The sequence below is a fragment of the Polaribacter sp. 2305UL8-11 genome (assembly GCF_058147165.1).
The window spans coordinates 92,290-117,775 of record NZ_JBYVJW010000008.1 but is presented as its reverse complement, the minus strand read 5'-3'; the positions used below and the strand labels follow the sequence as shown (position 1 = coordinate 117,775).

Below are 25,486 nucleotides of genomic sequence, written 5' to 3'. Positions count from 1 at the left end.
ATGGCAATTGTAACCACAAAAGCCATTGTTTTAAGTACTATTAAATACAGTGATTCTAGCTTAATTGTAAAATGTTACACAGAAGAAGAAGGGCTAAAATCTTACATGATTAGAGGTATTTTAAAAGCTAAAAAAGGGAAAATTAAAGTAGCTTACTTCCAACCCTTAACTTTACTTACTTTAAATGCAACTCATAATAATAAGAGAAACTTAAATACTGTAAAAGACGTTCAAGTTTCTTATCCTTTTAAAACAATTTATAAAGATATTGTCAAACAATCTGTCGTTTTATTTTTATCGGAAATTTTAACCTATGCAATTAAAGAAGAAGAAAAAAATAAATCTTTGTTCGAATATTTAGAGACAAGTCTAATATGGTTAGATGTACATGATAAAATAGCAAATTTTCATTTGCTTTTTTTATTAAATTTAACTCGTTTTTTAGGTTTTTATCCAGATTTGTCTGAAAAAGAATGTATAGGGTTCAATTTGTTAGAAGGTAGCTTTAGTAATTTTACTAGTGATAAAAATGTGATTTCAGGAAATCATTTTTATCAATTTAAAAAACTATTAGGCATAAATTTTGATGGTATAGAAAAAGTGTCTTTTAGTAAGCAAGAAAGACAAACCATTTTAAAAATAATTATTAGATATTTTGAACTACATTTGGACGGTTTTAGAAACCCAAAATCGTTACAAATTTTAGAAGCCGTTTTTAGTTGATGAAGTATATATTCTTTGCACTCTTTTTTTTAATAAATCTTGCTACTTTTTCTCAAAAAGTTAAAGTTTTAGATAAGCAAACTGGTAAAATAGTTAAAAATGTAACCGTTTTTAATGATGCATTAACAATTAATCTGTCTTCAGATAAAGATGGTTTTGTAGATGTTTCTTCCTTTAAAGAAAATGAGGTTATCATGTTTTCTCATATTTCTTATGCATTATTAAAAATTAGAAAGACCACTTTAAAAAAGAATAAGTTTATAGTTTACCTAACCAAACAATCAGAACAATTAGATGAGATTGTTTTATCTGTATTTAAAAAAGAAGCCAAAACCAACAGAATTGCAGAACAAATAGCTGTTTTAAATGCAAAAGATATTCAAAAAGTATCTCCACAAACATCTGCAGATTTATTGGCAACAATCCCTGGAATTAAAGTACAAAAATCTCAATTTGGTGGAGGTAGTCCTGTAATTCGTGGTATGGAATCCAATCGTGTGTTATTAGTTGTAGATGGAGTTAGAATGAATAATGCCATTTACAGAAAAGGACATTTGCAAAATGCAATTACAGTAGCTCCTAATATGTTAGATAAAACTGAAGTTGTTTTTGGTCCATCTTCTGTAATTTACGGTTCAGATGCTTTGGGTGGTGTTATTCATTACTACACAAAAACGCCTAAATTATCAGAAAAACATGAAGTTAAAAGTCAACTTTTTTCTAGATTTTCTTCAATAAATAATGAAATAACCACCAATGTTTCTGCAGAAGTAAGTTTTAGCAATTGGGCATCCTTTACAAGTGTTTCTTATTCTAATTTTGATGATTTAAAAGCGGGTACTAATAGAAATCATGGTTTTAATGATTGGGGTAAAGTGTTTTTTTATTCAGAAAATATGAATGGAAATTACAAAGAAAATCCTACAGAAAATAGCAATCCTAATCTACAAAGAAATACAGGGTATTCACAAACAGATGTGTTGCAAAAATTCTTTATTCCATTATCTAATACTACAGACTTAAAAGTTAATTTACAATATTCTACATCATCAAATATTCCAAGGTTTGATAGATTAACAGAGTTAAGTAAAGGCAAATTAAAATTTGCAGAATGGTATTATGGTCCACAAAACAGGTTTTTGGCTTCTACACAGCTTTTTATCAACCCAAATAAAAACTGGTTAGAAAGCGGAACGATAACTGCTGCATATCAAAATCTTAAAGAGAGCAGAATTCAAAGAAAATTTTATAAAAGTGATGGTTCTCCAGATTTAAACCGTTCTTACAGAGAAGAATCTGTTGATGTGTTTAGTGTAAATGGAGATTTTTCTGTACCATTAACTCAAGACAAAAGTAGAAATCTTTCTTATGGGTTTGAGTTGGCTTATAATAATGTAAACTCAAATTCTTATGGTAGAGAATTAAATATTGTAAACGGAGCAATTAACGGTTTTTCTAATAATTTTAAAGTACAATCTAGATATCCAGATGGTGGTAGTAGTTATTTTAGTGCTGCAGCTTATGTAGGTTATAGGCAAGATTTAAATAAGAAATCTACTTTAAATTCTGGAATTCGTTTTACCAATACCCATTTAGAAGCAAAATGGATAGATCAAACTTTTATACAACTGCCACAAACCGAAATTGAAACAGACAATTCTGCAATTACAGCAACTTTAGGGTATGTATATAGACCTTCTGGAAACTGGCAAATTAACACAGTTTTATCTTCTGGTTTTCGTTCTCCAAATATAGATGATGTAGGTAGAGTTAGAGAAAAAGCAGGTAATGTAACTGTACCTAATATTAATGTAAACCCTGAGTTTGCTTACAGTTCTGAAATTGGAATTCAAAAATATTTTAATAACAGAAAATTTAGATTAGGAGCCAATTTATACTATACTTTGTTAGATAATTATATACAGAGAGATTTTGTTTTAAATGCAGATGGCTCTAGACAACAAGTAGAATTTGATGGCGAGTTTGGCAACGCAGTTTCCAATCAAAATAAAGGAACTGCCTATATTTTTGGTTATACCATGAATTATTTAGGTAAAATTTCCAATACCATAAATACCTCTGGTTTTGTTACTTATACAAAAGGAAGAACTTACGATACAAAAGAACCTATGTCTTCTATACCACCTTTATTTGGTCAGTTTGAAATCAATTATAAAAAAAATAGTGTTGAGCTAGGAGCCAACATAAGATTTAACAGTAAAAAAGATATCGAAGATTTTAATTTTACAGAAGGTATAGACAATCACGATTTAACACCAATTATAGATACAAATGCAACCAATGATGTAGATAAGTTTTACGGCTCTCCAAGTTGGATGACTATTGGTTTAAATGGAAACTATTTAGTTTCAGATAATTTTTCTATACAGGCAAGATTAGACAATTTACTAGATGAACACTATATAGAATTTGCCTCTGGTGTTGCTGCACCTGGTAGAAATTTGTCACTTTCTTTTGTGGCTAATTTTTAATGAATAATAATTAATCTATTTTTGTTTTTGATGAAAAACCTTATTAAGTTTATTAATAAAGAAAAATCTTTACTATTTCTTTATATTGTTGTCAACTGCCTTTTTGTTTTAAAATATGCAAATAGACAGTTTTTTTTATCCGAAAATACTATTTTAATTTTTTATATTCTATCTGTTTTTTTTGGTGTATGCTTAATCAATAAATTTAAAAACTCAATAAATAGATATATTAATAATTATTTATTTTTAGTTGTATGGTTTTTAATTTTTGTTGTTTTTATTATTATTAATATTTATGTAGATGGCAATCAATTAAATACGGACAGATGGTCTGCAATGAATGTAACTATTCAGGGGATTTTGAATGGAGAATACCCTTACACACTAAAAGATCATTTAGGAAAAACATCTTCTAATTTACCAGGTTTATTTTATATAGGTTTACCATTTTATCTTTTAGGCAATATTAGTCTTTTACAACCATTTGTTTTTTTAATGATAGGTTTACCTGTTTGTAAATTTAAGGTTTCTATGAACAGAAAAGTGCTTTTCCTTTTTTTACTAATTATGTCACCTGCCTATTTATGGGAAATAGTTGCAAAAAGTGATTTGTTAAGTAATATTTTTTTATTGATATTATTTATAATTTTTTGGGATAAATATTACAAAGAGAATTACTTTAAAAAACCAATATTATTATCTTTTTTCTGTGCTTTTTTTGTTTTAACTAGAGGTGTAGTAATAATTCCCTTAATACTATTTTTGTTTAACGATTTTACAAAAATCAATTTAAGAATCAAGTTTAAATTTTTTATAGGTTTCTTAAGTTTTTTAATTTTAATTTCTTTACCAATTCTATTAAATTTACCTAATAAGGAGATAGTTATAACTCATAACCCATTTAACCATCAAACAAAATTTGCACCTAAAATTGTTCAGGTGTTTTTTATTATTTTTTCTTTTTTTATAGCCAAAAGAGTTAAAAATATTCGAAAACTTTTATATTATTCTGCTATCATTTTTTCTTATTTATTATTTCTTAGTTTTTTAGTTGTAATTATAAAAGATGGATTTTATAATAGCTTGTATAATAGTTATTTTGATATCTCTTATTTAAGTATTATTATACCTTTTACAATACTTTTTTTATGTTATAATAATGAATTTGATAGATACCATTGTAAATTAAAACTATAACAAAAAACAAAGTATTTTTAATTAGAAATTAATCAATCAATAACTTATTATTTCTTTTTCCCTTCCTCAGTAAAATTATCGCTTAAAGCACGTTCTGTTTTTATGATACTAACTAAAACAGAAAGCAATACCAAAACCATAGGCTGCCAAGAAAGTGTAACTGTCGCAAAATTGGCAAAAACTAAACCACCTAAAAAAGAAATACCTGCATAAATTAGTAAGTTTTTATTAAAAACGCTGTTTGCAAAATCCCAAATCTGTTGGTTTTGCATTGCTTTATGTGTTCTGTAACCATATAAACTATTTATTTTTTTTGGTGGAAATTTCCAAAAAATAATACTGATTAAAAATAGCAAACCGTTTGTGGTTAAGATATATGTAAATGGATTCATATTTTTTTAAATTTTAGTTTCAAAGTTAAGATTTCTCCATAAAGTCGAAATGACATTTGTTAGATTGTTTTATCATTGCATACAGCATACAGCATACAGCTTACTAAAAAACTGCCTACTTTTTTTTTACGAGATGCACATTGCTACTGCCAACTGAAGACTAAAAAACTGCCTACTTATTTTTTCGGTCTCAGCAATCCTTCCTGTGCAAAAGAAGCAACCAATTTTCCATCTCTAGTAAAAATGTTACCTTTTGCCAAACCTCTTGCACCAAAAGAATTAGGAGATTCCGCAGAAAAAAGCATCCAATCATTATAATCGAAATCTCTAAAAAACCACATAGAATGGTCTAAACTTGCAGTTTGCGTATTTCCAAAATTATATGCACTCGCATTTGGGTTAAAAGCAGCATTTAAAACATTATAATCAGAAATATACGTAAGAATTTCTTGTTTCGTTCTAATATCTAAACCTTTATGATTTCCTTTTAAACGAAACCAAACTTGCTCGTTTGCAGGTAAATCTTTTGGATCCATAGGATTTGGAACTCTTACTGGTTTAAATTCAATAGGTCTTTTTACACTTAAAAAAGCTTTGGTAGATTTTGGTAAAAAATCGCCAAACTGAGCAAGCATATCATCCCAACTTAATAATTCCTCTGGTTGTTTTAAAGTTGAATCAAAAGTTGCTTGATGCTCAAAACCATTTTCTTTAATATGAAATGAAGCTGCCATAATAAAAATAGTTTTTCCATTTTGGCTTGCAGTAACTCTTCTTGTCGAGAAACTGCCTCCATTTCTCATTTCTGCCACATGATAATTTATTGGAACTGCTAAATCTCCAGCTTCTAAAAAATAGGAATGCAAAGAGTTTATAAATCTATTTTTTGGAATAGTTCTATAAGCCGCATTTACAGCTTGTGCTAAAACTTGACCTCCAAAAACATGTGGACTTCCAATAGTGTAACTGTTTCCGCTAAAATTATTTTCTCCTAAATCTTTTAAATCTAAAAGAGCTATTAATTCTTTACTCGTTTGCATTTATTGCTATTTTTTAAATGGAAATTTCTGTTGAAATGGTGTTGGTTGAATTCTCTGCAAAAATAACTTTAATATTTTGTTTGTTATGGTCTTTTTATGACGAAGATACATGGTCAAATCTTGTGGAATTGCACCCACAGAACTCTTTATTTCACTTGCAGTTCTTCCAAAATTAATGGTTTTTAACTTTTTATTAATGGCAATTTCTATATAAGAATACAACATTCTTTGATAGATTGCATATTCTCTGTTTAATGTATAATCAATTCCTACAAAATGAGCATCTAAAGAATTATTGTTGATGATTCCAGACATAAAACCAACCAATTTATTTTGCAAATAAAATGCTTTTAAAATATAGTTATCTCCAAATTTTTCTTTAAAACCTTTATAGGTTTCTAAATTAAAATTACTTAAATTAAAGTTAGCACTTTCTGCTACTTTTTTATACAAAGCGCTCATTTCAGCAAGCTTTACATCAATATTTTCTGAGGTTATTTCTACAATATTAATTGGTTTACTTTGCGAATATGCTTTTTTAGCTTTTACACGAAATTTGGTTTTCATAGAAGCTAAATAATCATCAAAAATTTGCCAATTTTCATCAATATTTAAAAGCATGTTGGGCTCTACCGAAAACGGATTGTAACTCACGCTTTTTAATTCGTTTGTAATAGATAAAGATTCGTTTATAAAGTCTTTTAGTAGATAAGCATCAATCTTGTTTTTTAATTCTTTATTAGAATTTACAAAATGATTAATGGCTTTTGCCAATTCTAAAATCACTTTTTGTTTGTCTTGATTTTGTTTTATAAAAATACCATGTTCTCCACTTACAAAAGTGTTTCCAGAGATTAGTAATTGTAAAGGTTTGCTATCTTTTAAAATGCGTAGTTTTTTGCCTAAATTTTTTAAAAAATCGAAATCATTCTGAATAGAATTCATGTAAAAATCTACGATTTGAATTGATGAAAATGCAATGGGAAACTCATCATCATCAACCAAAATAATATAAGAAAAAGTAATTTTTGGATGGTTTTTTTCAATCGATTTTAAAAAAGCTGGATGAAAATACACATTGTTTTCACAATCGAGAATTTCCCAAGTTTTAGTAGGAATTTCATCAATAGAATTATAAAATAAAGCAGTATTTGTGTTTTTACAAAAAATCAAATTAATGCATATAATGTGTTAAACTTTCTGGGCCTTCTAAAATAGTTCTAATTATTTGCATAGTTCCGTTTTCTTTTGTGATAATGTGCCATTTTATCAAACAAATTTCGTTGTTTTCTATTTCAATTCCTGTTATAGATCTTGGATGTACGCAACTACCATCATTAAAAAACGGAATTTCATTTTTTTCAGGAAAACGAGGTCTGTGTGTATGCCCAGTAATCATCATTTGATTGTTGTTTTCTTGAATCCATTTTTCTAGTTTGTATTCTACTTTTATCCGTTCTTTAAAATTTTGAGCAGGAGAAGTTGGGTCAGAAAAACCTAATATTTGCAGAGGTTTCCAAAGTACTTTTACCAAAAAACTACTCAACCTCCAAAACACATAATTAAACCAATCTGCTTGATGTCCATGCAATAAGAATATACCTTTTCCTGTGTTTTCATCTTCTAAAAAAATGGCTTCAGAAAAAGAAGCTCCAATTAACAATTCTTTTTTTGTGTCTGATACAGAGTCGTAATAATAGTGTAAATTTTTACGAATTACTGCTGGGTTTTTATATTTCATATCATGATTTCCCCAGATAAAATGCAACCTGTTTTCTTCATGAAATTTTTTGAGCCACATATAAATATGTTTGTTGGCTCTAAAAATGCGTTCAAAACGTCTGTTTTCCCACAATTCGTCTCCATCTCCTAACTCAATATAGGTAAAACCATTGTTGTAGTAATGCTCTAAAGCATGTTTAAACATGTTTCTGTTTCTTGCAAAATCATCTGCAAAACCATTATTTCCTCTATGAGAATCGCTAAAAAACACAAATTTAGAATCTGCATTAAAACAAACTCTTTTTGCATTTTTAAAAGCACGAGAAATTCTAAAATTAGAAGACATTCTTTATATTTGGAAAGATAAAGATGCTAAAAAAAAGTGATTTTAGAAATTTTAGTGTAATAAGAAAATACTAATGTTTCTTTTTATATTTTCTTCCATACCATAAAAGTACACCTGTTACTGGCAAAGTTGCTGTTAGTAAGCTTATTATAAATGCAATTATTTTTCCTGCAAGTCCGCCAATTGCACCTATGTGAATATCGTAATTCATTCTTAATATTTTATCTTGTACTGTCGCATTTTTATATTTACCATAAATTGCTTCAGTTTCAATTTCTTTAAGTGTGTTTTGATCAAAAAAACGATAATCTGAATTGTAATAAATACCTTTTGTATTAGAAACTTCTACATAAATACTTTCTTCATCAGTTTTTGGGTAATGCAGTTCAAAACTTTCTGCATTTGGATTTTCTTTTTGGAGTTTTGGTATTAATAAATCTATGGGTTTTATAGTTTTATATTTAGAAATAGAAATGTTTTTCGGAACTTCGAAGAAGACTTCTTTTTGTCCTCCAGTAGATTTGTAAACGACATATTTAAGCCAATTATAAGACATAATAGAACCCGTAAAAGCAATAACTAACGCCAAAGCACAAATGTAAAAACCAATAACTGTATGCAAATCGAAATTCTTTCGCTTCCATTTTGTGGTTTTTTTCCAATCGAATTTTAAACGTTGTTTTAGGTTTTTACGCTTTTTAGGAATCCATAAAATAAAGCCAGAAATTGTAATTAAAATAAAAATTAAAATGGATGCACCAACAACTTGTTCTCCAATTTCTTTAGGCAACCACAAACGCATGTGTCCTTTTAAAACAAATGCAAAAAATCCTGATAAATGATCATCAATTTGAATTACTTCTCCAGAATATGGATTTAAAAATACACTTTGATAAAATTCTGGTTCTGCATCATAAAAAATTACTTCTACAGCATCAGTTTGTTTTTTAAAAAGAGTTCCATGAACATGATTGTTAGGAAAAATTTCTTTCGCAATATTTTTTGCTTCAGTAACTGTAATTATTGCTGTTTCTTTTGGAATTACTGTTTTATAATCATCATATAAACTTTCAATTTCGTCTCTAAAAGCCCAACAACAACCTGTTATAGAAACAATAAAAACGACAATACCTGTAGCCAAACCAAGTATTTTATGAAGCTGAAAAATTATTTTTTTTGTTGTCATAATATATAATGATACTAACAAAAGAGCACCTGTTAATTGGTGCTCTTTTTGTTGAAGATTAATTCCTTAAAATTTATAAGTAAAGTTTGCTAAAACCGCTCTTGGAGCTTGTGGATTTATAGTTGTCCAACCTTTATAGTACTCTTTATTAAACATATTGTTTACCTTTAAACCGACTCTATATTTTTCTGCTTGATAAAAAAGTGATGAATTTGCAATTGTATAGCTTGGCAACATAAAATCGCCTGTAGAAGTGTAGTTTATTGCTGCGCGTTCACTTGCTCCATTAAATCCAAAACCAATTCCAAAACCTTCTAAATTTCCTTCTTGAAATTCGTAATTAGCCCAAAGATTGTATAAGTTTTTTGGGCCAGCTTCTAAGGGGCGTTTATTTAGAATTTGTTTATTGTCAGATTTTGTAGTTTTACTGTCATTATTACTAAAACCTGCTCTAATATTTAAACCATTTACAGGGTTTGCATTTACTTCAATTTCGAAGCCTTTACTAACAACTTCTCCTCCTTGAATTTTATTAAATGCTGATGATGGATCTGTAATAACCCTATCTGTAACTTTAATATCGTAATAACTTAGGGTTGTATTTAACCTGTTTTTAAACAAGTTGGTTTTGAAACCAAATTCAAATTGATTTGCTTCTTCTGGAGTAAACGTTTTTAATGTTTGAGGTCCTGCATTTGGATCTCCAACTAATTGTGGTGCAACATTTGTAAATCCGTTTTGGTAATTTGCAAAAAGCGATAATTTATTTTGAATTGGTTGATATAATAATCCGAATTTTGGAGAGATTGTTGTTTGATTAAAATTGTCTGTGGTATTTGCAACATCACCTTCATTTACAAATCTGTCTAAACGTAAACCAACCATTGCAGAAAAATTATTGGTCATATTTATTACATCAGAAGCATACAAACTATAAATTTCATACTTAGATTTTGCATTAGAAACTCCTTGTGAAGCCAAAGCTGCATCTACACCAGAAGTAGATAAAGGATAAGCATCTGTTTCTACTACAGGTGTAAAAGGATTGTCTCCATTTGTATCTCCACTTGGAGTTACGTTTCCATAAAAAGCATAACCAGTGCTATTGTTAGTTTCTGTAGCAGAAAAATAATCTGCACCAATAACCATTCTATTTCTTAAAGAAGCAATTTTAAAATCTCCAATAAAATTTTGTTGAATGTCTGTGGTTTGTGTATTGGAGTTTTGTTTGTTGATGTATCTCGTAAATGTATCAGTAGCAAAGGTCCCAAAATCGAATAAGTAAGAATAATAACCAGTAGTTGAAGTTGTACTTTTAGATACTAAAGATTGCGATTTCCAACTATCAGACAATTTATAGTCCATTTCTAACCTGTAATTCTGATTTGGATTTTTCAAAGTCAAATCGTTACTGGTAAATGATAGTTTGTTACTGTAACCCAAGTCAGTTAAGTTGTTAGATTTTTGAGGAGCAGATCTGTTTAAAAATAAAAATGTTGGGTTTGTTTGTTCTGCTTGCGTAATTTCAGCATAAAAAGAGAAAGACAATTTGTTGTTTACTTTGTAAGAAAGAGAAGGAGCTACAAAAAACGATTTCATAAAACCTGCATCTTGGAAACTTTGCTGCGAAGTATAAGCAGTATTTAATCTAAAATAGATATGATCTTCTTCACTTAAAGCAGTATTAAAATCACCAATAATTTGATTCAAACCAAAAGAACCAGAAGTAAAAGAAATTTGGCCACCAGTTCCAACAAAAGGTTTTTTTGTAACCACATTTATTAGACCACCATAAGAACTTACTGCGTTTCCAAATAAAGTTGCAGAAGGCCCTTTTAGCACTTCAATTCTTTCAATATTTGCAGGATTTATAGTTCCGTTTGTTAAACCAGGCAAACCATTTACCAATTGAGGTTGCACAGAAAAACCACGTAAAGAATAGTATCCTGCTCCATCTCCACCTCTTCCTGTGGAAGTCCAAAGTTGTTCTATACCAGCTGTGTTTTTTAGTGCATCATCAAAATTTGTAACAATTTGAGATTCTAATAGTTCATTGGTTACTGTGCTATAAACTTGTGTGTTTTCGATATCCTTTAAAGGAAGTTTTGCAACATAAGCAGTTATTTTTCTTGAAAATTTATTGGTTCTATTTCCTTTAATAATAATTTCGCTTAAGATTTCATTTCCTTCAAAAAGGGTTATAGTTCCAAGATTTTTTATTTCATTTTTTAAAACAGATATTTTAATTTCTTTAGTTTTAAAACCCAGATAAGATATTGATAAGACGTAATTTCCTTCTTTAATATTTCCTATTTCAAATACGCCATTTTCATTTGATTGTGCTCCTTTTGTTGTGTTTTTAATTAAAACTGTAACTTCAGCCAATGGTAGTTTAGAGTTACTTTGAATGATTCCAGTAATTTTTGCATTCTGACCAAAAGTTAGAATACTTGCAAACATTAAAACGAATGTTAAGAATTGATTTTTCATTTATTTTTATTTAGACTAATTATAAATAATATATTTTCGGCAAATATATTTAGTAGAAATGAAGTACGCAAATTATTTATAACAAATCTAAATAAGGTTTTTTTAAGTAAAATATCAATATTGAAAACACCAAAAAAAAAAAGAAGAATAGATAGTTCTAGATCTTTTTTGTTAAAAAAACATCTAAAACTATCTAATTATAACATTTCTTTAACAAAGTTGATTTAAACAAACAAAATAAGGTTATGTCTAAAAAGTATCTTTGCAAGAACTATTAAATCTTTCTTTTTTAGTTCTAAAGAAAGTACAACTAACTAATTATGAGAAAAATAATTCTAGCAGTTCTAGGAGTTTTAGCTATTGTAAGCGCAATATATTTTGGTAATCGCTTGGTAGAAAAGAATAACAAACCTAGGCCAACTTTTAAAAAACAAATAAAAACAGTTTTTGTAAAGAATGTAGAAAATAAAGAAATTCCTATTATTTTAAAAGCAAGTGGTAATTTAATTGCAAAAAATAAAATAGATATTTTTTCTGAAGTTCAAGGAGTTTTAAAATCTTCTAAAAAAGCATTTAAAGCAGGTACAAAATATTATCGAGGCGAAACTTTGTTAAGCATTACCAGTGATGAATTTTATGCAAGTTTGCAGTCTCAAAAAAGTAATTTATACAATTTAATTACAGCTATAATGCCAGATATTCGTTTAGATTATCCAACCCAATTTAAAAAATGGGAAGATTATTTAAAAGGATTTACAATGAAAAAAACAACCCCAAAATTACCTGAGTTTAATTCTGATAAAGAAAAGTACTTTATTTCTGGTAGAGGTATTTTAACTGCGTATTACAATGTAAAAAATTTAGAAGTTAGGTATTCTAAACATCAAATTAAAGCACCTTTCTCTGGAATTCTTACAGAAGCTTTGGTAAGCCCTGGAACTTTGGTAAGAGTTGGACAAAAATTGGGCGAATTTATAGACACAGACATTTACGAGATGGAGGTTTCTATAAATGCAAAATTTGCAGACTTGCTAAAAGTAGGCAACTCTGTAACATTAACAAACTTAGAAAAAACTAAAAAATACACTGGTAAAGTAGTTCGTGTAAATGGTAGAGTAGACCAAGTATCGCAAACCATAAAAGCTTTTATAGATGTAAAACACCCAGATTTAAAAGAGGGTATGTTTTTAGAGGCAGAATTAATTGCAAAATCAGAATTAGAAGCAATAGAAATTCCAAGAAAATTATTAATAGATAATACAGCTGTGTATACTGTTAAAAATGATTCTGTACTTAGTTTACTAAAAGTAAATCCTGTTTATTTTGGGGCAGAAAAAGTAATAATTAAGGGGCTAAAAAATAATGATAAAATTCTTACACAAGCTTTACCTGGAGCTTTTGATGGGATGATTGTTAAGATTAATAAAAAGAAGTAATAGATACTGAAATACTGAAATGAATTCAGTACAAGTAAATTCAGCATAAATGAGAAAAATAATTACTTATTTTATAAAATATTCTGTTGCAGTAAATGTGATGATTTTTGCATTTATCATCTTTGGTTTGGTAGGAGTTTTAAGCATGAAATCTTCTTTTTTTCCATTGGTAGATTCGCAACTCATAAGAATAACATTAGCTTATCCAGGAGCTTCTCCAGCAGAAATGGAAGAAGGTGTTGTGCTTAAAATTGAAGATAATTTAAAAGGAATTGTTGGTGTAGAAAGAGTTACTTCTGTCTCTAGAGAAAACGCAGCAAGCGTAAATGTAGAAGTAGAAAAAGGAAAAAACATAGACGTAGTTTTATCGGATGTAAAAAACGCAGTAGACAGAGTTCCTTCTTTTCCATCTGGTATGGAACCCCCAGTTATTGCAAAGGTAGAAAGTATAAGACCCACTATTAGTTTTACAGTTAGTGGAGAAAATGTTTCGCTAAAATCCTTAAAACAATATGCAAGAAATGTAGAAAATGATATTCGTGGAATTGATGGAATCTCTCAGGTTGAAATTTCTGGTTTCCCAGATGAAGAAATAGAAATTGCAGTTCGTGAGAATGATTTACGTGCTTTTAACATGTCTTTTGCAGAGGTTTCTAATGCCATTAGAAATTCGAATCTTTTAATAACAGGTGGAAACATAAAAACAGCAGAAGAAGACTATTTAATTAGAGCCAGTAATCGCTCTTATTATGGAGTAGAATTACAGAATTTAATTGTTAGAACAGAACAAAATGGTAATATTATTCGTCTAAAAGATATTGCTTCTGTAAATGATATTTGGTCAGAAAACCCAGACAGATTGTATTATAATGGCAATTTGGCAATAAATGTAACTGTTAGCAATACTAATAATGAAGACTTAATTTCATCTGCAGATAAGATTAAAGAATATATTTATGAATTCAATCAAAAACAACAAAATGTACAATTAAATGTTTCTAGTGATGCTTCTATTACTTTAAATGGAAGAACAAAATTATTGTTAGAAAACGGAGTTGTTGGTATTTTATTAGTTCTTTTTTTCTTAGCACTTTTCTTGAATTTACGTTTGGCAATTTGGGTAGCATTTGGTCTGCCTGTTGCCTTTTTTGGGATGTTTATTTTTGCAGCTCAATTTGATGTTACCATCAATGTTTTATCACTATTTGGGATGATTATTGTAATCGGAATTTTGGTAGACGATGGAATTGTAATTGGAGAAAACATTTACCATCATTATTACGACTTAGGAAAATCTAAAATAAATGCAGCCATAGATGGAACTTTAGAGGTAATCCCACCAATTGTTTCTGCAATTTTAACCACAATTATCGCTTTTTCTACCTTCTTTTTTGTGGATGGTAGAATAGGTAGTTTCTTTGGCGAAGTTTCTACAATTGTGCTTTTAACACTAAGTGTTTCTTTAATAGAAGCGTTAATAATTTTACCTGCACATATTGCCCATTCTAAAGCTTTAGATAGAAAAAGAATGGAAAATGGCGTTGTAAAAAAATCAAATGGTATTGATGGCTTTTTCAAAAAAATAAATGCAAAAGCAGATGTTTTTTTAGGGAAAGTTAGAGATAATTATTATGTGCCATTTTTAAAGTTTTCTTTAAAAAATAAATTCTTTATTTTTTGTCTTTTTGTGGCAACACTTTTAATTAGTTTTTCTGCATTAAGAGGTGGTGTTATAAAAAGTTCTTTTTTTCCAAGAATTGCCAGTGATCGCGTGCAGATTACACTAAATATGCCACAAGGAACTAACGAAAAAATTACAGATTCTATCATTTCTGTTATCGAAGAAAAAGTGTGGATTACAAATGATGAGTATTCTAAAAAACAAACTGGCAATATAAATATAGTAGAAAATGTAATTAAAAGAGTAGGTCCAGGAAGTGCAAATGCCACTTTAACTGTAAATTTATTACCTGGAGAAGCGCGTGATTTTTCATCACCAGAAATTACAAATTCTATCCAACAAAAAGTTGGTAAAGTTTACGGAGTAGAAAGTTTAACTTTTGGTTCTGGAGGTAATTTTGGAGGAAGTCCAGTTGCAGTTTCTTTGCTTGGAAATGATATTAGAGAGCTAAAAGCTGTAAAAAATGAGCTAAAACAAGCACTAGAAAACAACCCAGTTTTAAAAGATGTTTCTGATAATGATCCTGCAGGAATCAAAGAAGTTCGCATCAACTTAAAAGACAATGCCTATTTATTAGGATTGAATTTACAGTCTATAATGTCTCAAGTTAGAGCAGGTTTTTTCGGTTTTCAAGCACAACGTTTTCAACGTGGGCAAGACGAAATAAAAGTTTGGGTACGTTATGATAAAAAAGACAGATCTTCTATAAAAGATTTAGATGATATGAGAATTGTAGCTCCAAATGGAACAAGAATTCCATTTTCTGAAATTGCTACTTATGAAATTGAAAGAGGAGATATTGCCATTAATCATTTAGAAGGAAAAAGAGAAATTCAAGTAACTGCAGATTTAAAAGATTTAACAGCAAGTGAAACCGATATTTTAGACAATATAAAAACGGTAATTATGCCAGAAATTTTGTCTAAATACCCAACTGTAAAGCCAATTTACGAAGGGCAAAATAGAGAAGCCAAAAAAACCACAGATTCTATAAATATTGTAGGTCCCATTATTTTACTGTTAATTTATATTGTAATTGCATTCACCTTCCGTTCTTACAGCCAACCAGTTTTATTAATAATTATGATTCCTTTTAGCATGATAGGTGTTATTTGGGGGCATTATATTCATAATTTTTCTATCGGAATTTTATCCTTTTTAGGAATCATAGCTTTAATAGGAATTATGGTAAATGATGGTTTAGTATTAATAGGGAAATTTAATAGTTATTTAAAAGAAGGTATAAAGTATGATGAGGCTTTGGTAAAAGCAGGTCAATCTCGTTTTAGAGCCATTTTCTTAACAACATTAACTACAGTTGCAGGTTTAGCACCTTTAATTTTTGAAAAAAGTAGACAAGCACAATTTTTAATTCCTATGGCAATTTCTATTGCTTATGGTATTGCAATTGCAACCATTTTAACCTTAATAATGTTGCCAATGATGTTGTCTGTTTCTAATGCTATAAAAGTAAATGCAAAATGGCTAAGAACAGGAAACAAAATAACCAAAGAAGAAGTAGAAAGAGCCATTAAAGAATCTAAATATGATGAAGATAATGATAAAGAGAAAAAGTTTGTAAACCCAAAACCTGAAGTTTATGAAATTGAATAAAAAATATTTTACGACTTTATTTCAAGTTTGTCAATTCGAGTGGATTTCACTGATGAAAGAAGTGAAATTTGTACTTCGACTTTGCTCAGTAGAACTATCGAGAATATACAGACTTCTCGATACTATTTTTTATTGTTCCTCAAAAAAATCACTAGAAGTGACAGTGATTTTATTTTTCATAACATCACAATTATTTTCGCAAGAAATTTTAACAAAAAAAGAAGCACTTGCAATTACTTTAGAAAATAACTTCGGAATTAAAGTTGCGAATAATAATTTGGAAATTGCTAAAAATAATTCGAGTATTTATAACAGCAGATATTTGCCAACAGCAACACTTAACTCTGGTGCAGATTATCGCAGAAACAATCAAACCATTGTTTTTACAGATCCAAATACAGGAGCAGATAATGAAAGAGTTGGTAATGGAGTTGTTACCAAAACATACTCAGCATCTTTGGGTTTAAACTATACTATTTTTGATGGTTTAGGTAGAAAATATAATTATAAACAGCTTAAAGAACAGTACAACTTGTCAGAATTACAAGCCAAAGAAACCATAGAAAATACGTATTTACAGCTGTTTACTATTTATTTTCAAATTGCAAGATTGTCAGAAAATAAAAACAATTTAAATCAAGCTCTTACCATTTCTAAAAGTAGATTGCAACGTGCAAAATATCAATATGAATATGGACAATCTACCAGATTAGAACTACTAAATGCTGAGGTTGATGTAAATAATGATAGCATTACTTTAATTAATGCAAGCCAACAATTAAACAATGCAAAACGTGGTTTAAATGTAATTTTAGGTGTAGAAAAAAATGTAGACTATGAAGTAGAAACTAAAGTTGATTTTGATAAAATGATGAATTTTGAAGACCTACAACAAAAAACTTTACAGAACAATTCATTGCTGAATCAGAATAAAAAGAACATTGCCATTAGCGAGTTTAATTTAAAAGTAAATAAAGCAAATTATTTTCCAACATTGGGTTTTAATGCATCTTATGGTTTTAATAGAACAGAAAACGAAAATTTAGTCAACCCATTTGGAGCAAGATTAATTACTTCAGATGGTTTAAACGCAGGCTTAAATTTAACTTGGAATATTTTTGATGGTGGAACCAGAAAAACAAGAATAGCCAATGCAAAAATAGCTTTAGACAATCAACAAATATTATTAGAGCAACAAAAAATAAATATAAAAAACAATTTAAAAAACACTTGGGAGAATTATAAAAACCAATTATTTATTTTAAAAGCGCAAGAAACCAATGTGTTAACCACTCAAAATAATTTTGATAGAACACAAGAACGCTACAAATTAGGGCAAGTGTCTTCTATAGAATTTAGGCAAGCACAGATTAATTTAATCAATTCTAAAACTGCATTTAACAATGCAAAGTACGATGCCAAATTAATTGAAATACAACTATTGCAATTAAGTGGAGATATTTTAAACGTAAATTTTTAAAAACTGACTTTTGTCATATTTTAAACAAAAACTTGCTATTATCTTTACACTTAAATAAATAGAGATGAATTTTTTTAACCTTACCCCCCTGGTTTCTTGGACAAATGGCACTTTCATGATTGGTGTATTTGCATTAGTTGTTGTAGGTTTAGTTACTGCGTTATTTTTGTTGGTGAATAGCGATAAGAAACCATAAGAGTTATAAGAATAGTTTAGTTTAGAAAATCCGAGTTTGTAACTCGGATTTTTTATTTTTAGAAATCTATTTTTCTTAATTTTGAAATTATCATAGAAAATAACAATGAATTTTACAGAAATAATCAATCAAGAAAAACCAGTTTTAGTAGATTTTTTTGCAACTTGGTGTGGCCCATGTAAAACAATGAGTCCTATTTTAAAAGAAGTAAAAGATACTCTAGGAGATAAAGTTTCCATAATAAAGATTGATGTTGATAAAAATAAATCTTTAGCAGCAAAATATCAAGTAAGAGGTGTACCTACTTTAATTATTTATAAATCTGGGAAACAGGTTTGGAGGCAATCTGGAGTTGTGCAAAAAAATGATTTGATAGCTATACTTTCTCAATAGCATCCACACAATCTAAACTATAAAAACCACCACAATTTGTTGTTCTTTTTTTAGAAAATTGTGTAATTAAATAGGCAGTTGTAATTAAGTTTCTCAACTCACATAATTCTACAGAAAGTTCAGAATAATCATACAAACGTTTATTGTCTTCATACAAAACTTGTAAGCGTTTTTCTGCTCGTTTTAAACGTTCGTTAGAGCGTACAATTCCAACGTAGTTGGTCATAATTGTTTTTACTTCATTCCTATCATGTGTAATTAATATGTTTTCCATATTTTTAACAACACCACTATCATTCCAAGCAGGAACATTTTTAGGAAGTTTTGCTTTTTTATATTTTTTAGAAACATTTTTAAAAGCATTATGTGCATAAACCAATCCTTCTAATAAAGAGTTAGAAGCTAGTCTGTTTCCTCCATGCAAACCAGTTTTGGTTACTTCACCACAAGCATATAATTTTTTGATAGAAGTTTTTGCTTTTTTATTTACAGTTACACCACCACAAATGTAATGAGATGCAGGTACAACAGGAATGTAATCTTTAGAAACATCAATATTTAAAGATTTGCATTTTTTGGTGATATTTGGAAAATGAGCTGTAAATTTTTCCATATCTAAATGCGTACAATCTAAATAAAGATGTGGTTTTCCGCTCTTTTTTAATTCGTTATCAATAGCTCTTGCAACAATATCTCTAGATGCCAATTCTTCTCTTTCATCGTAATTATGCATAAAAAAATGACCATCAAAATCTCTTAATTTTGCACCAAAACCTCTAACAGCTTCAGAAATTAAGAAGGCAGGATATTCTCCAGGATTATATAATGCTGTTGGATGAAACTGGATAAACTCCATTTCAGAAATTTCTGCTTTGGCTCTGTATGCAATTCCAATTCCATCACCAGTAGCTACAATTGGATTGGTAGTAGTTTCATAAACTTGTCCATTTCCACCAGAAGCCAATATGGTAAATTTACTCACAAAGGTTTTTACTTCAGATTTATTAATGTCTAAAACATAAGCACCAAAGCAAGAAATTTTAGAGTTTCTTTTGGTTTTTTTTTGCTTTACTTGATGTTCTGTAATCAAGTCAATAGCATAATGATAGGTTAAAAAATTGATATTTTTTAGAGCATTTACTTGAGCTAGCAAAGCACGTTCTATTTCTGCGCCTGTAATATCTGTGTGATGTAAAATTCTGTCTTGAGAATGCCCACCTTCTCTACCTAAATCATAATCACCTTCTTCATTTTTATCAAATTTTGTACCCCATTCAATTAATTCTTGCAATCTATCAGGAGCTTCTTTAACCACCATTCTAACCACTTCTTCATCACACAAACCATCACCAGCAATTAAAGTATCTTTAATATGTTGCTCAAAAGAATCTACAGTTTTGTTGTAAACAGTTGCAATACCACCTTGTGCATATTTGGTATTCGATTCGCTTTGTTCGTTTTTTGTAATGATGGTAATTTTTGCATCAGCAAATTTTGTAGCTGTTTTTAGAGCAAAAGTTAACCCAGCAATTCCAGAACCAATCACTAAAAAATCTGTAGTATGTATTTTTTGATTAGACTGCATAAAAAATTATTTAGAAATGTCTAGCATTCTTTGAATAGGAATGATGGCTTTTTTAGCCAAATCTCTATCTACCTCAATGTTTGGTAGTTCGTGTTCTAAACACAAATACAATTTTTTCATTGTATTCATTTTCATATAGGCACATTCGCTACAAGCACAGGTATTGTCTTCTTTTGCAGGTGCAGGAATAATTTCTTTATCAGGGTTTTCTAACAACATTTGATATAAAATACCAGCTTCTGTAGCTACAATAAATTTTTTCTTTTTGCTAGTTTTAACGTGATTCAAAAGTCCAGAAGTAGAGCCAATATATTTAGCAACTTTAAGCATGTGTGCTTCTGACTCTGGATGTGCAATTAATTCTGCATCTGGATGCTCATTATATAAATCTATTAATTTTTCCATAGAAAATGCTTCATGAACCATACAAGCCCCATCCCAAAGTAACATTTCTCTTCCTGTTTCTTTGTTTAAATAGTCTCCTAAATTTCTATCTGGAGCAAAAATTAATGGTTGGTCTTCTGGAAAAGAGTCAATAATTTTTCTTGCGTTTGATGATGTACAAACAATATCACTCAATGCTTTAATCTCTGCAGAACAGTTTATATATGTTACTACTTTATGGTTTGGATGCTTTTCTTTAAAAGCAGAAAATTCTTCTGGTGGACAAGAATCTGCTAAAGAACAACCTGCCAACAAATCTGGTAACAACACTTTTTTATCTGGGTTTAAAATTTTTGCAGTTTCTGCCATAAAATGCACACCTGCAAAAACAATCATATCTGCATCAGTTTTTGCAGCTTGTTGTGCTAAAGCCAGGCTATCACCAACAAAATCTGCTATTTCTTGAATTTCATCAATTTGATAATAATGAGCTAAAATAACTGCATTTTTTTCTTTCTTTAATCGTAAGATTTCAGATTTGTAATCAATATTTGGAGTTTTAATATCTAAAAACCCTTTTTCATTTAGATTTTTTTTTGCAGTAACTAAAGTTTCCATAAAAAATGTTTATTTTGAACTAGATTGCAAATATAAAGCCTATTTTGTTGGTAGGGAAATGATAAAAGTCATTCTATTAAATTGTTAATTTAAACTGAATATTAATGGATTTATCTGAAAAAGCTTGGGATAATCGTTATATAAATAATGATATTGGTTGGGATTTGGGAGAAGTTTCAACACCATTAAAAGCTTATTTTAATCAATTGGAAGATAAAAATTTAAAAATCTTAATTCCTGGAGGTGGAAATTCTTACGAAGCAGAATATCTTTTTAACAAAGGTTTTCAAAATATTTTTGTTGTTGATTTGTCTAAAACAGCTATAGAAAATATAAAAAATAGAGTTCCTAATTTTCCTAATTCACAATTAATTTTAGGTAATTTTTTTGATTTAAAAGATACTTTTGATTTGATTATTGAACAAACTTTTTTCTGTGCAATTAACCCTAATTTAAGAGAAAAATACGCTTTAAAAATGAATGAAATTCTTAACAAAAAAGGACAAATTGTTTGTGTCTTATTTAATGTGCCCTTAAATAAAGATAGACCTCCTTTTGGAGGAACTAAAAAAGAGTATATAGCATATTTTAAACCCTACTTTAATTTAGAAATTTTTGAACCTTGTTACAATTCTTATGGAAATAGAAAAGGAAGAGAATTATTTGTTAAAATGATTAAAAAATAAATCTACTATTTTTATTTATTCTAAATAAACACTTATATTTGCATCATATTTAATTAATATGATTGTTTTTTATACAGAAAAAAAGGCTACAATCTCAATGTCAAACGTTACTGTTTGCGACAATAGTTGTTCTGCTAATTGTATTACACCAAAAAGTAAATGCTGTAATAAGTATAAAAAAAAGGGCATCAACTGTAAGCGATGCCCTAATTTGCTGCTAAAAGCAGCCTCTTAATTCAAATATTATTTTTTTCTACATAAAGGATCTGCTCCTATAGTTCCGTTTAAACTTTTTAAATAACTTTCAGATTTAACTTTGTTATAAAGTTGTTTTACATTTTCTAAACGTTTATTTATATTCATTTCAAAAATTAAAGCTGTATTGTTTGGATTTGCAATAAAATCTTCTAAATATTTTATTTGATTTCCATAAAAAGCAATGTCTTTTTGCTGCTTTAATTGCAATCTTTCTTTGTACCAATCGCTATTTACAACATATTCTCTACTAAATAGTTTACGTAATTCAGGATCGCTAATGTCTTTTCCTTCATAATTTCCATAAGCCATAATGTGTAATAACACTTTTAAAGGAGGAATTGCAGCATCTATACTACCATCTTCAAAATAGTTTAAAGCTACTTTTTGTTGCGCTTCTACAATGTTTTTGATTCCGTCTACGTAATCTTCTAAACCTTGTAACTCTGGTTTTAACATTCTTTCGCTAAAGACAGCATTGGGTTCATCAAAAATCCTATTTAAACATCTGTAAGAAAAGTTTTTGGTAATTCTATATCCTAATCTACTTGCTAAAATAGTTTCTCCTTCATAATCAAAATCTTCAATTTTTTCTAGAGAACCATTTGCAATTAGTGCTTTAGGATCTCTATCAATTGGTTCTAATCTTGCCCAAATTTCAGGAATTAATAAACTTACATCATGATCAATTTTATTTTCTGCTCCAACATAACCAGCAGCTGTGCTAAATCCGTTAGATTCTGTTAAAATATGAGATAGCAAGGCATTATTTAAATCTGATGTTGGTGTTAGCATATTAAAGGGTGCTTTTGTTAAAGCGCCTTCAGAACCTGCTCCAGTTGTAGATGGAGATTTACCTGTTAAACTACAGATAAAATCCATAAATAATTCTGGTGTTTCTTGGTAATGAATAGGGTTGTAAACCGCTAAAGGACGAATGCCAGCAGCTTTATCTACAGGGTTATTTCTTCTTCCAGGCAAAACTGCATTTACCACATGATTTATAGGTTCATTTAATTTAATTTTTCTTACCAAACGCACACCTAAATCTCCTAAATAAGAAGCTTCAGTTTCGTTTACAAACCTGTTAGGCTCTAAATAACGTGGGTTTTTAGTTGGCTCTCCATTTACAATTCTTGTATGAGAAGGCACTACAAAATATTCTTCTTCTTTATCGCTTTTTACAATACTTTCAATAAAATCTTTTACAGGTTGTGTGTATTTGTCAAAGTTGATGGTGTCTTCATATAAAACAATGGCATCTTCTTTTTTCAACAATTCATAATTGGTTAAAAAACGGCCTTCTGTAACCAAATCTAATTCTGCACCTTTATCATAACCTCTTACTACAGCTTCATCTGGTCTTTGAAATAAATGCGCTTCGCAGTTGGTTAATAATTTTAAACTCTTATTGGTAAATTCTGGATTTAAGTTTGATAATTGTTCTCTAGGTAAAGTTATAGATGCTGTAATGTCATCTTCTGTTTGGATTTTTTCACAAGGAGAAAAGTCAGAACGTAATTTATTTAACATCCAGTTTCCTTTTTGGTTAAAACCAATTCTTACATAACTACCAACAACTGGTGTGTTGTTGTGTAAAAGACCTGTTCCTTTTTTTCCGTTGATAATTTCTACAGACATGTAATCTTTCCAGTTTAAAGTACCATGTGCTTGTCTGTACAACCTTTTTACAAAAAGTACTAAAGAACGGATGTGTACTGGAATATTTTCTAGGAATTCATTGTACTCATCAGAGTTTTCTTCTGAAGGAATTAATAATTTTACAGCAGAACTTAAAGAACGTTTTTCACTTAAAAAAGATCTAGATTTAGGTCTGTTTGGGTCTTTAACTTTCCAACGAGTTGAGTAATTAAACTCTATAATTTCATCAGCTTTCTTAAAGTCTTCTTCTATATCTTGAATGTTAAAATTACTATACGTAATCGCATTTTGCATCGATTTAGAAATCTCAGATTTACCACCACCAGAAACTGTACAAGGTTTGTGGCAGAAAACGCCTTCTGCAAACGTATCTACAATTCTCCATAAATCTACAGATTTGTGTTTTTCTAATTTAAATTTGTTTCCTGTTGGATGTACGTATGTTTTGTAAGGAGATAAAGTTAATTTTTGCTCTCTACTATTGTGCATCCAAGTAATACTATTTGTGTTGATGTTTACATACGCAAACTCAGGAATATAAATAATGTTTGGATACTTTTTATCTACTGCATAATTTTCTGGTTTTACATCAATCGTATCACCTAGAAGTTGTTTTACGCCTTCAAAAGTATGCTGGAAATTATGGAATTCAGAATAGTCTTTACCATCTAAAGTATCTCCCATAACTCTTCTTGCAAAAGCAATTGCACCACCTGCGTGTTCTTCTTCAACCAAACCAAAAAGGTTGGCAGAATAACTAATTTGAGTTTTTATTTCTTTTTTAGAATATCCGTAATAATTATCTGCAATTAAAGTGATAACAACACCTCTGTCATCTCTACAAGTAATTTTAAAAGCGCCACTATTATTATACAGTTCGTTCTCATCTTTCCAGCACATTCCGTCTTTTCTTTGACGCTCAGTAGCATCATTAAAATGAGGTAAGCCAACATCTTTCTTTTTTAACTCTTTTAATTGTGGAGCTAAAATGATACAACCTGTATGTCCTGTCCAATGTTCTGTATCTAAAGCAGCATCGTTTTGCGCTAAGTTTGGATCTCCAGCATTTCCAAAAATAGATTCAACAAAATCTAAATTACTTACCAAGTTTCCAGGAACAAAAAAACGTACTTCTAAAGATTTTTTAGAAATTACCTCTTTTACTTCTGGGCAAACAGTAGGTCTTAATAACATAGAAGCCATCACTTTTGCTTTTTCTTCTTGATTGGAAGTAAAAGGAAGGATTTTTAAATCATCAGAAGGATTAAAAGCTGCATGTAAGAAATGAGCAAAAGTTACTTTTGGTACTTCAAACTTGTCTAATGGTACAGGTAAATCTCCTTCAACAATATGAAAAGTGCCTTTTGTGGTTCTTTTATCGTGTAAAGGATTGTTTAAAATTCCTTGTTTTACTCTGCTAGAGGTTACCAAATCGCTTTTAAAAGAATCTCCATCTGGAGGTAAACTAACCTCTCTTGCTTGTCCTTTTTTTGATAAAATTAATGTGTTATTTGGTAAAACAATTGGTTTATTTATGTTTATTTCTTTTAAATAATCATCTATAAATTCTTGAATTCTGGCATCTACAGGAGAATGATGATTAGATAATAATCTCGATTTTTCTTGTAAACTTTTTACAAGTCCGCTTGTTAATTCTTCAAACTTTGGGTCTAAAAATTTGCCTTTAACATCTTTAAAAGTAGGTTGTCCTAAAGAAGCTAATTGTAAATTAATAAACTGAACAATATCTTTTCTTGATTCTTGCATGATGTTTTACTTGATGTTAGTTATATTACTACAACAAAATTAAACTATGACCTCAAAAAAAAACCTGTCAAATATCATGTAATCATCAGAATTTACGAATACGATTGAGTATTTAACTATAAAAAAGAAAAAATATGATGC

At 29.1% G+C, this 25,486-nt stretch carries 17 protein-coding genes; 8 read left to right on the top strand and 9 right to left on the bottom strand.

The window, feature by feature from the left end:
• The 3 genes from recO to ACY2RW_RS09195 are packed head-to-tail and all read left to right on the top strand — an operon-like array spanning position 1 to position 4,412.
• Complete coding sequence (recO, locus tag ACY2RW_RS09205) at positions 1-723, top strand: DNA repair protein RecO (RefSeq protein ID WP_490122429.1); 723 nt, start codon at positions 1-3, stop codon at positions 721-723.
• On the top strand, positions 723-3,215 hold the full coding sequence (locus ACY2RW_RS09200) for a TonB-dependent receptor plug domain-containing protein (RefSeq protein ID WP_490122428.1): 2,493 nt from the start codon (positions 723-725) through the stop codon (positions 3,213-3,215). The genes recO and ACY2RW_RS09200 overlap by 1 nt, the downstream gene beginning before the upstream one ends.
• Positions 3,216-3,245: 30 nt before the next feature.
• A complete protein-coding gene (locus ACY2RW_RS09195; protein ID WP_490122427.1) occupies positions 3,246-4,412 on the top strand; it encodes a hypothetical protein in 1,167 nt (388 codons plus the stop codon).
• Between the two features lie 47 nt (positions 4,413-4,459).
• Here the strand turns inward: ACY2RW_RS09195 and ACY2RW_RS09190 are convergent, their stop codons facing one another.
• From ACY2RW_RS09190 to ACY2RW_RS09165, 6 genes are all read right to left on the bottom strand, one after another.
• On the bottom strand, positions 4,460-4,804 hold the full coding sequence (locus tag ACY2RW_RS09190) for an SdpI family protein (protein WP_490122426.1): 345 nt from the start codon (positions 4,802-4,804) through the stop codon (positions 4,460-4,462).
• Between the two features lie 176 nt (positions 4,805-4,980).
• Positions 4,981-5,844 carry an acyl-CoA thioesterase gene (locus tag ACY2RW_RS09185; protein WP_490122425.1) on the bottom strand — a complete coding sequence of 288 codons (864 nt, stop codon included), beginning with the start codon at positions 5,842-5,844 and terminating at the stop codon, positions 4,981-4,983.
• A 6-nt stretch (positions 5,845-5,850) separates the two neighbouring features.
• A complete protein-coding gene (locus ACY2RW_RS09180; RefSeq protein ID WP_490122424.1) occupies positions 5,851-7,017 on the bottom strand; it encodes a GNAT family N-acetyltransferase in 1,167 nt (388 codons plus the stop codon).
• 1 nt (position 7,018) lies between these two features.
• Positions 7,019-7,912: a metallophosphoesterase family protein gene (locus ACY2RW_RS09175; protein ID WP_490122423.1), complete on the bottom strand. Its 894-nt coding sequence runs from the start codon at positions 7,910-7,912 to the stop codon at positions 7,019-7,021.
• Between the two features lie 70 nt (positions 7,913-7,982).
• Positions 7,983-9,098, bottom strand: a complete 1,116-nt coding sequence (locus tag ACY2RW_RS09170) for a PepSY-associated TM helix domain-containing protein (protein ID WP_490122422.1) — start codon at positions 9,096-9,098, stop codon at positions 7,983-7,985.
• A gap of 66 nt (positions 9,099-9,164) precedes the next feature.
• On the bottom strand, positions 9,165-11,588 hold the full coding sequence (locus ACY2RW_RS09165) for a TonB-dependent siderophore receptor (RefSeq protein WP_490122421.1): 2,424 nt from the start codon (positions 11,586-11,588) through the stop codon (positions 9,165-9,167).
• 320 nt (positions 11,589-11,908) lie between these two features.
• On the opposite strand from ACY2RW_RS09165, the gene ACY2RW_RS09160 reads away from it, so the two are divergent.
• The 4 genes from ACY2RW_RS09160 (at position 11,909) to trxA (ending at position 18,388) form a co-directional block, all read left to right on the top strand.
• Entirely contained in the window at positions 11,909-13,024 is a 1,116-nt protein-coding gene (locus tag ACY2RW_RS09160; RefSeq protein WP_490122420.1) for an efflux RND transporter periplasmic adaptor subunit, read from the top strand.
• A gap of 49 nt (positions 13,025-13,073) precedes the next feature.
• On the top strand, positions 13,074-16,319 hold the full coding sequence (locus ACY2RW_RS09155) for an efflux RND transporter permease subunit (protein ID WP_490122419.1): 3,246 nt from the start codon (positions 13,074-13,076) through the stop codon (positions 16,317-16,319).
• A 163-nt stretch (positions 16,320-16,482) separates the two neighbouring features.
• On the top strand, positions 16,483-17,799 hold the full coding sequence (locus tag ACY2RW_RS09150; protein WP_490122418.1) for a TolC family protein: 1,317 nt from the start codon (positions 16,483-16,485) through the stop codon (positions 17,797-17,799).
• Between the two features lie 301 nt (positions 17,800-18,100).
• Positions 18,101-18,388, top strand: coding sequence for a thioredoxin (gene trxA, locus ACY2RW_RS09145; protein ID WP_490122417.1), 288 nt, complete (start codon positions 18,101-18,103; stop codon positions 18,386-18,388).
• On the opposite strand, the gene nadB is transcribed toward trxA, so the two are convergent.
• A complete protein-coding gene (gene nadB, locus ACY2RW_RS09140; protein WP_490122416.1) occupies positions 18,372-19,973 on the bottom strand; it encodes an L-aspartate oxidase in 1,602 nt (533 codons plus the stop codon). The genes trxA and nadB overlap by 17 nt on opposite strands.
• Before the next feature lie 6 nt (positions 19,974-19,979).
• Complete coding sequence (gene nadA / locus ACY2RW_RS09135) at positions 19,980-20,975, bottom strand: quinolinate synthase NadA (RefSeq protein WP_490122415.1); 996 nt, start codon at positions 20,973-20,975, stop codon at positions 19,980-19,982.
• 104 nt (positions 20,976-21,079) lie between these two features.
• On the opposite strand from nadA, the gene ACY2RW_RS09130 reads away from it, so the two are divergent.
• Positions 21,080-21,661, top strand: a complete 582-nt coding sequence (locus tag ACY2RW_RS09130) for a methyltransferase domain-containing protein (protein ID WP_490122414.1) — start codon at positions 21,080-21,082, stop codon at positions 21,659-21,661.
• Between the two features lie 243 nt (positions 21,662-21,904).
• Here ACY2RW_RS09130 and ACY2RW_RS09125 read toward each other — a convergent pair whose 3' ends face one another.
• The gene (locus ACY2RW_RS09125; RefSeq protein ID WP_490122413.1) at positions 21,905-25,345 is read right to left on the bottom strand and encodes a PPi-type phosphoenolpyruvate carboxykinase family protein; all 3,441 of its coding nucleotides are present in this window, start codon (positions 25,343-25,345) and stop codon (positions 21,905-21,907) included.
• Positions 25,346-25,486: the final 141 nt, after the last annotated feature.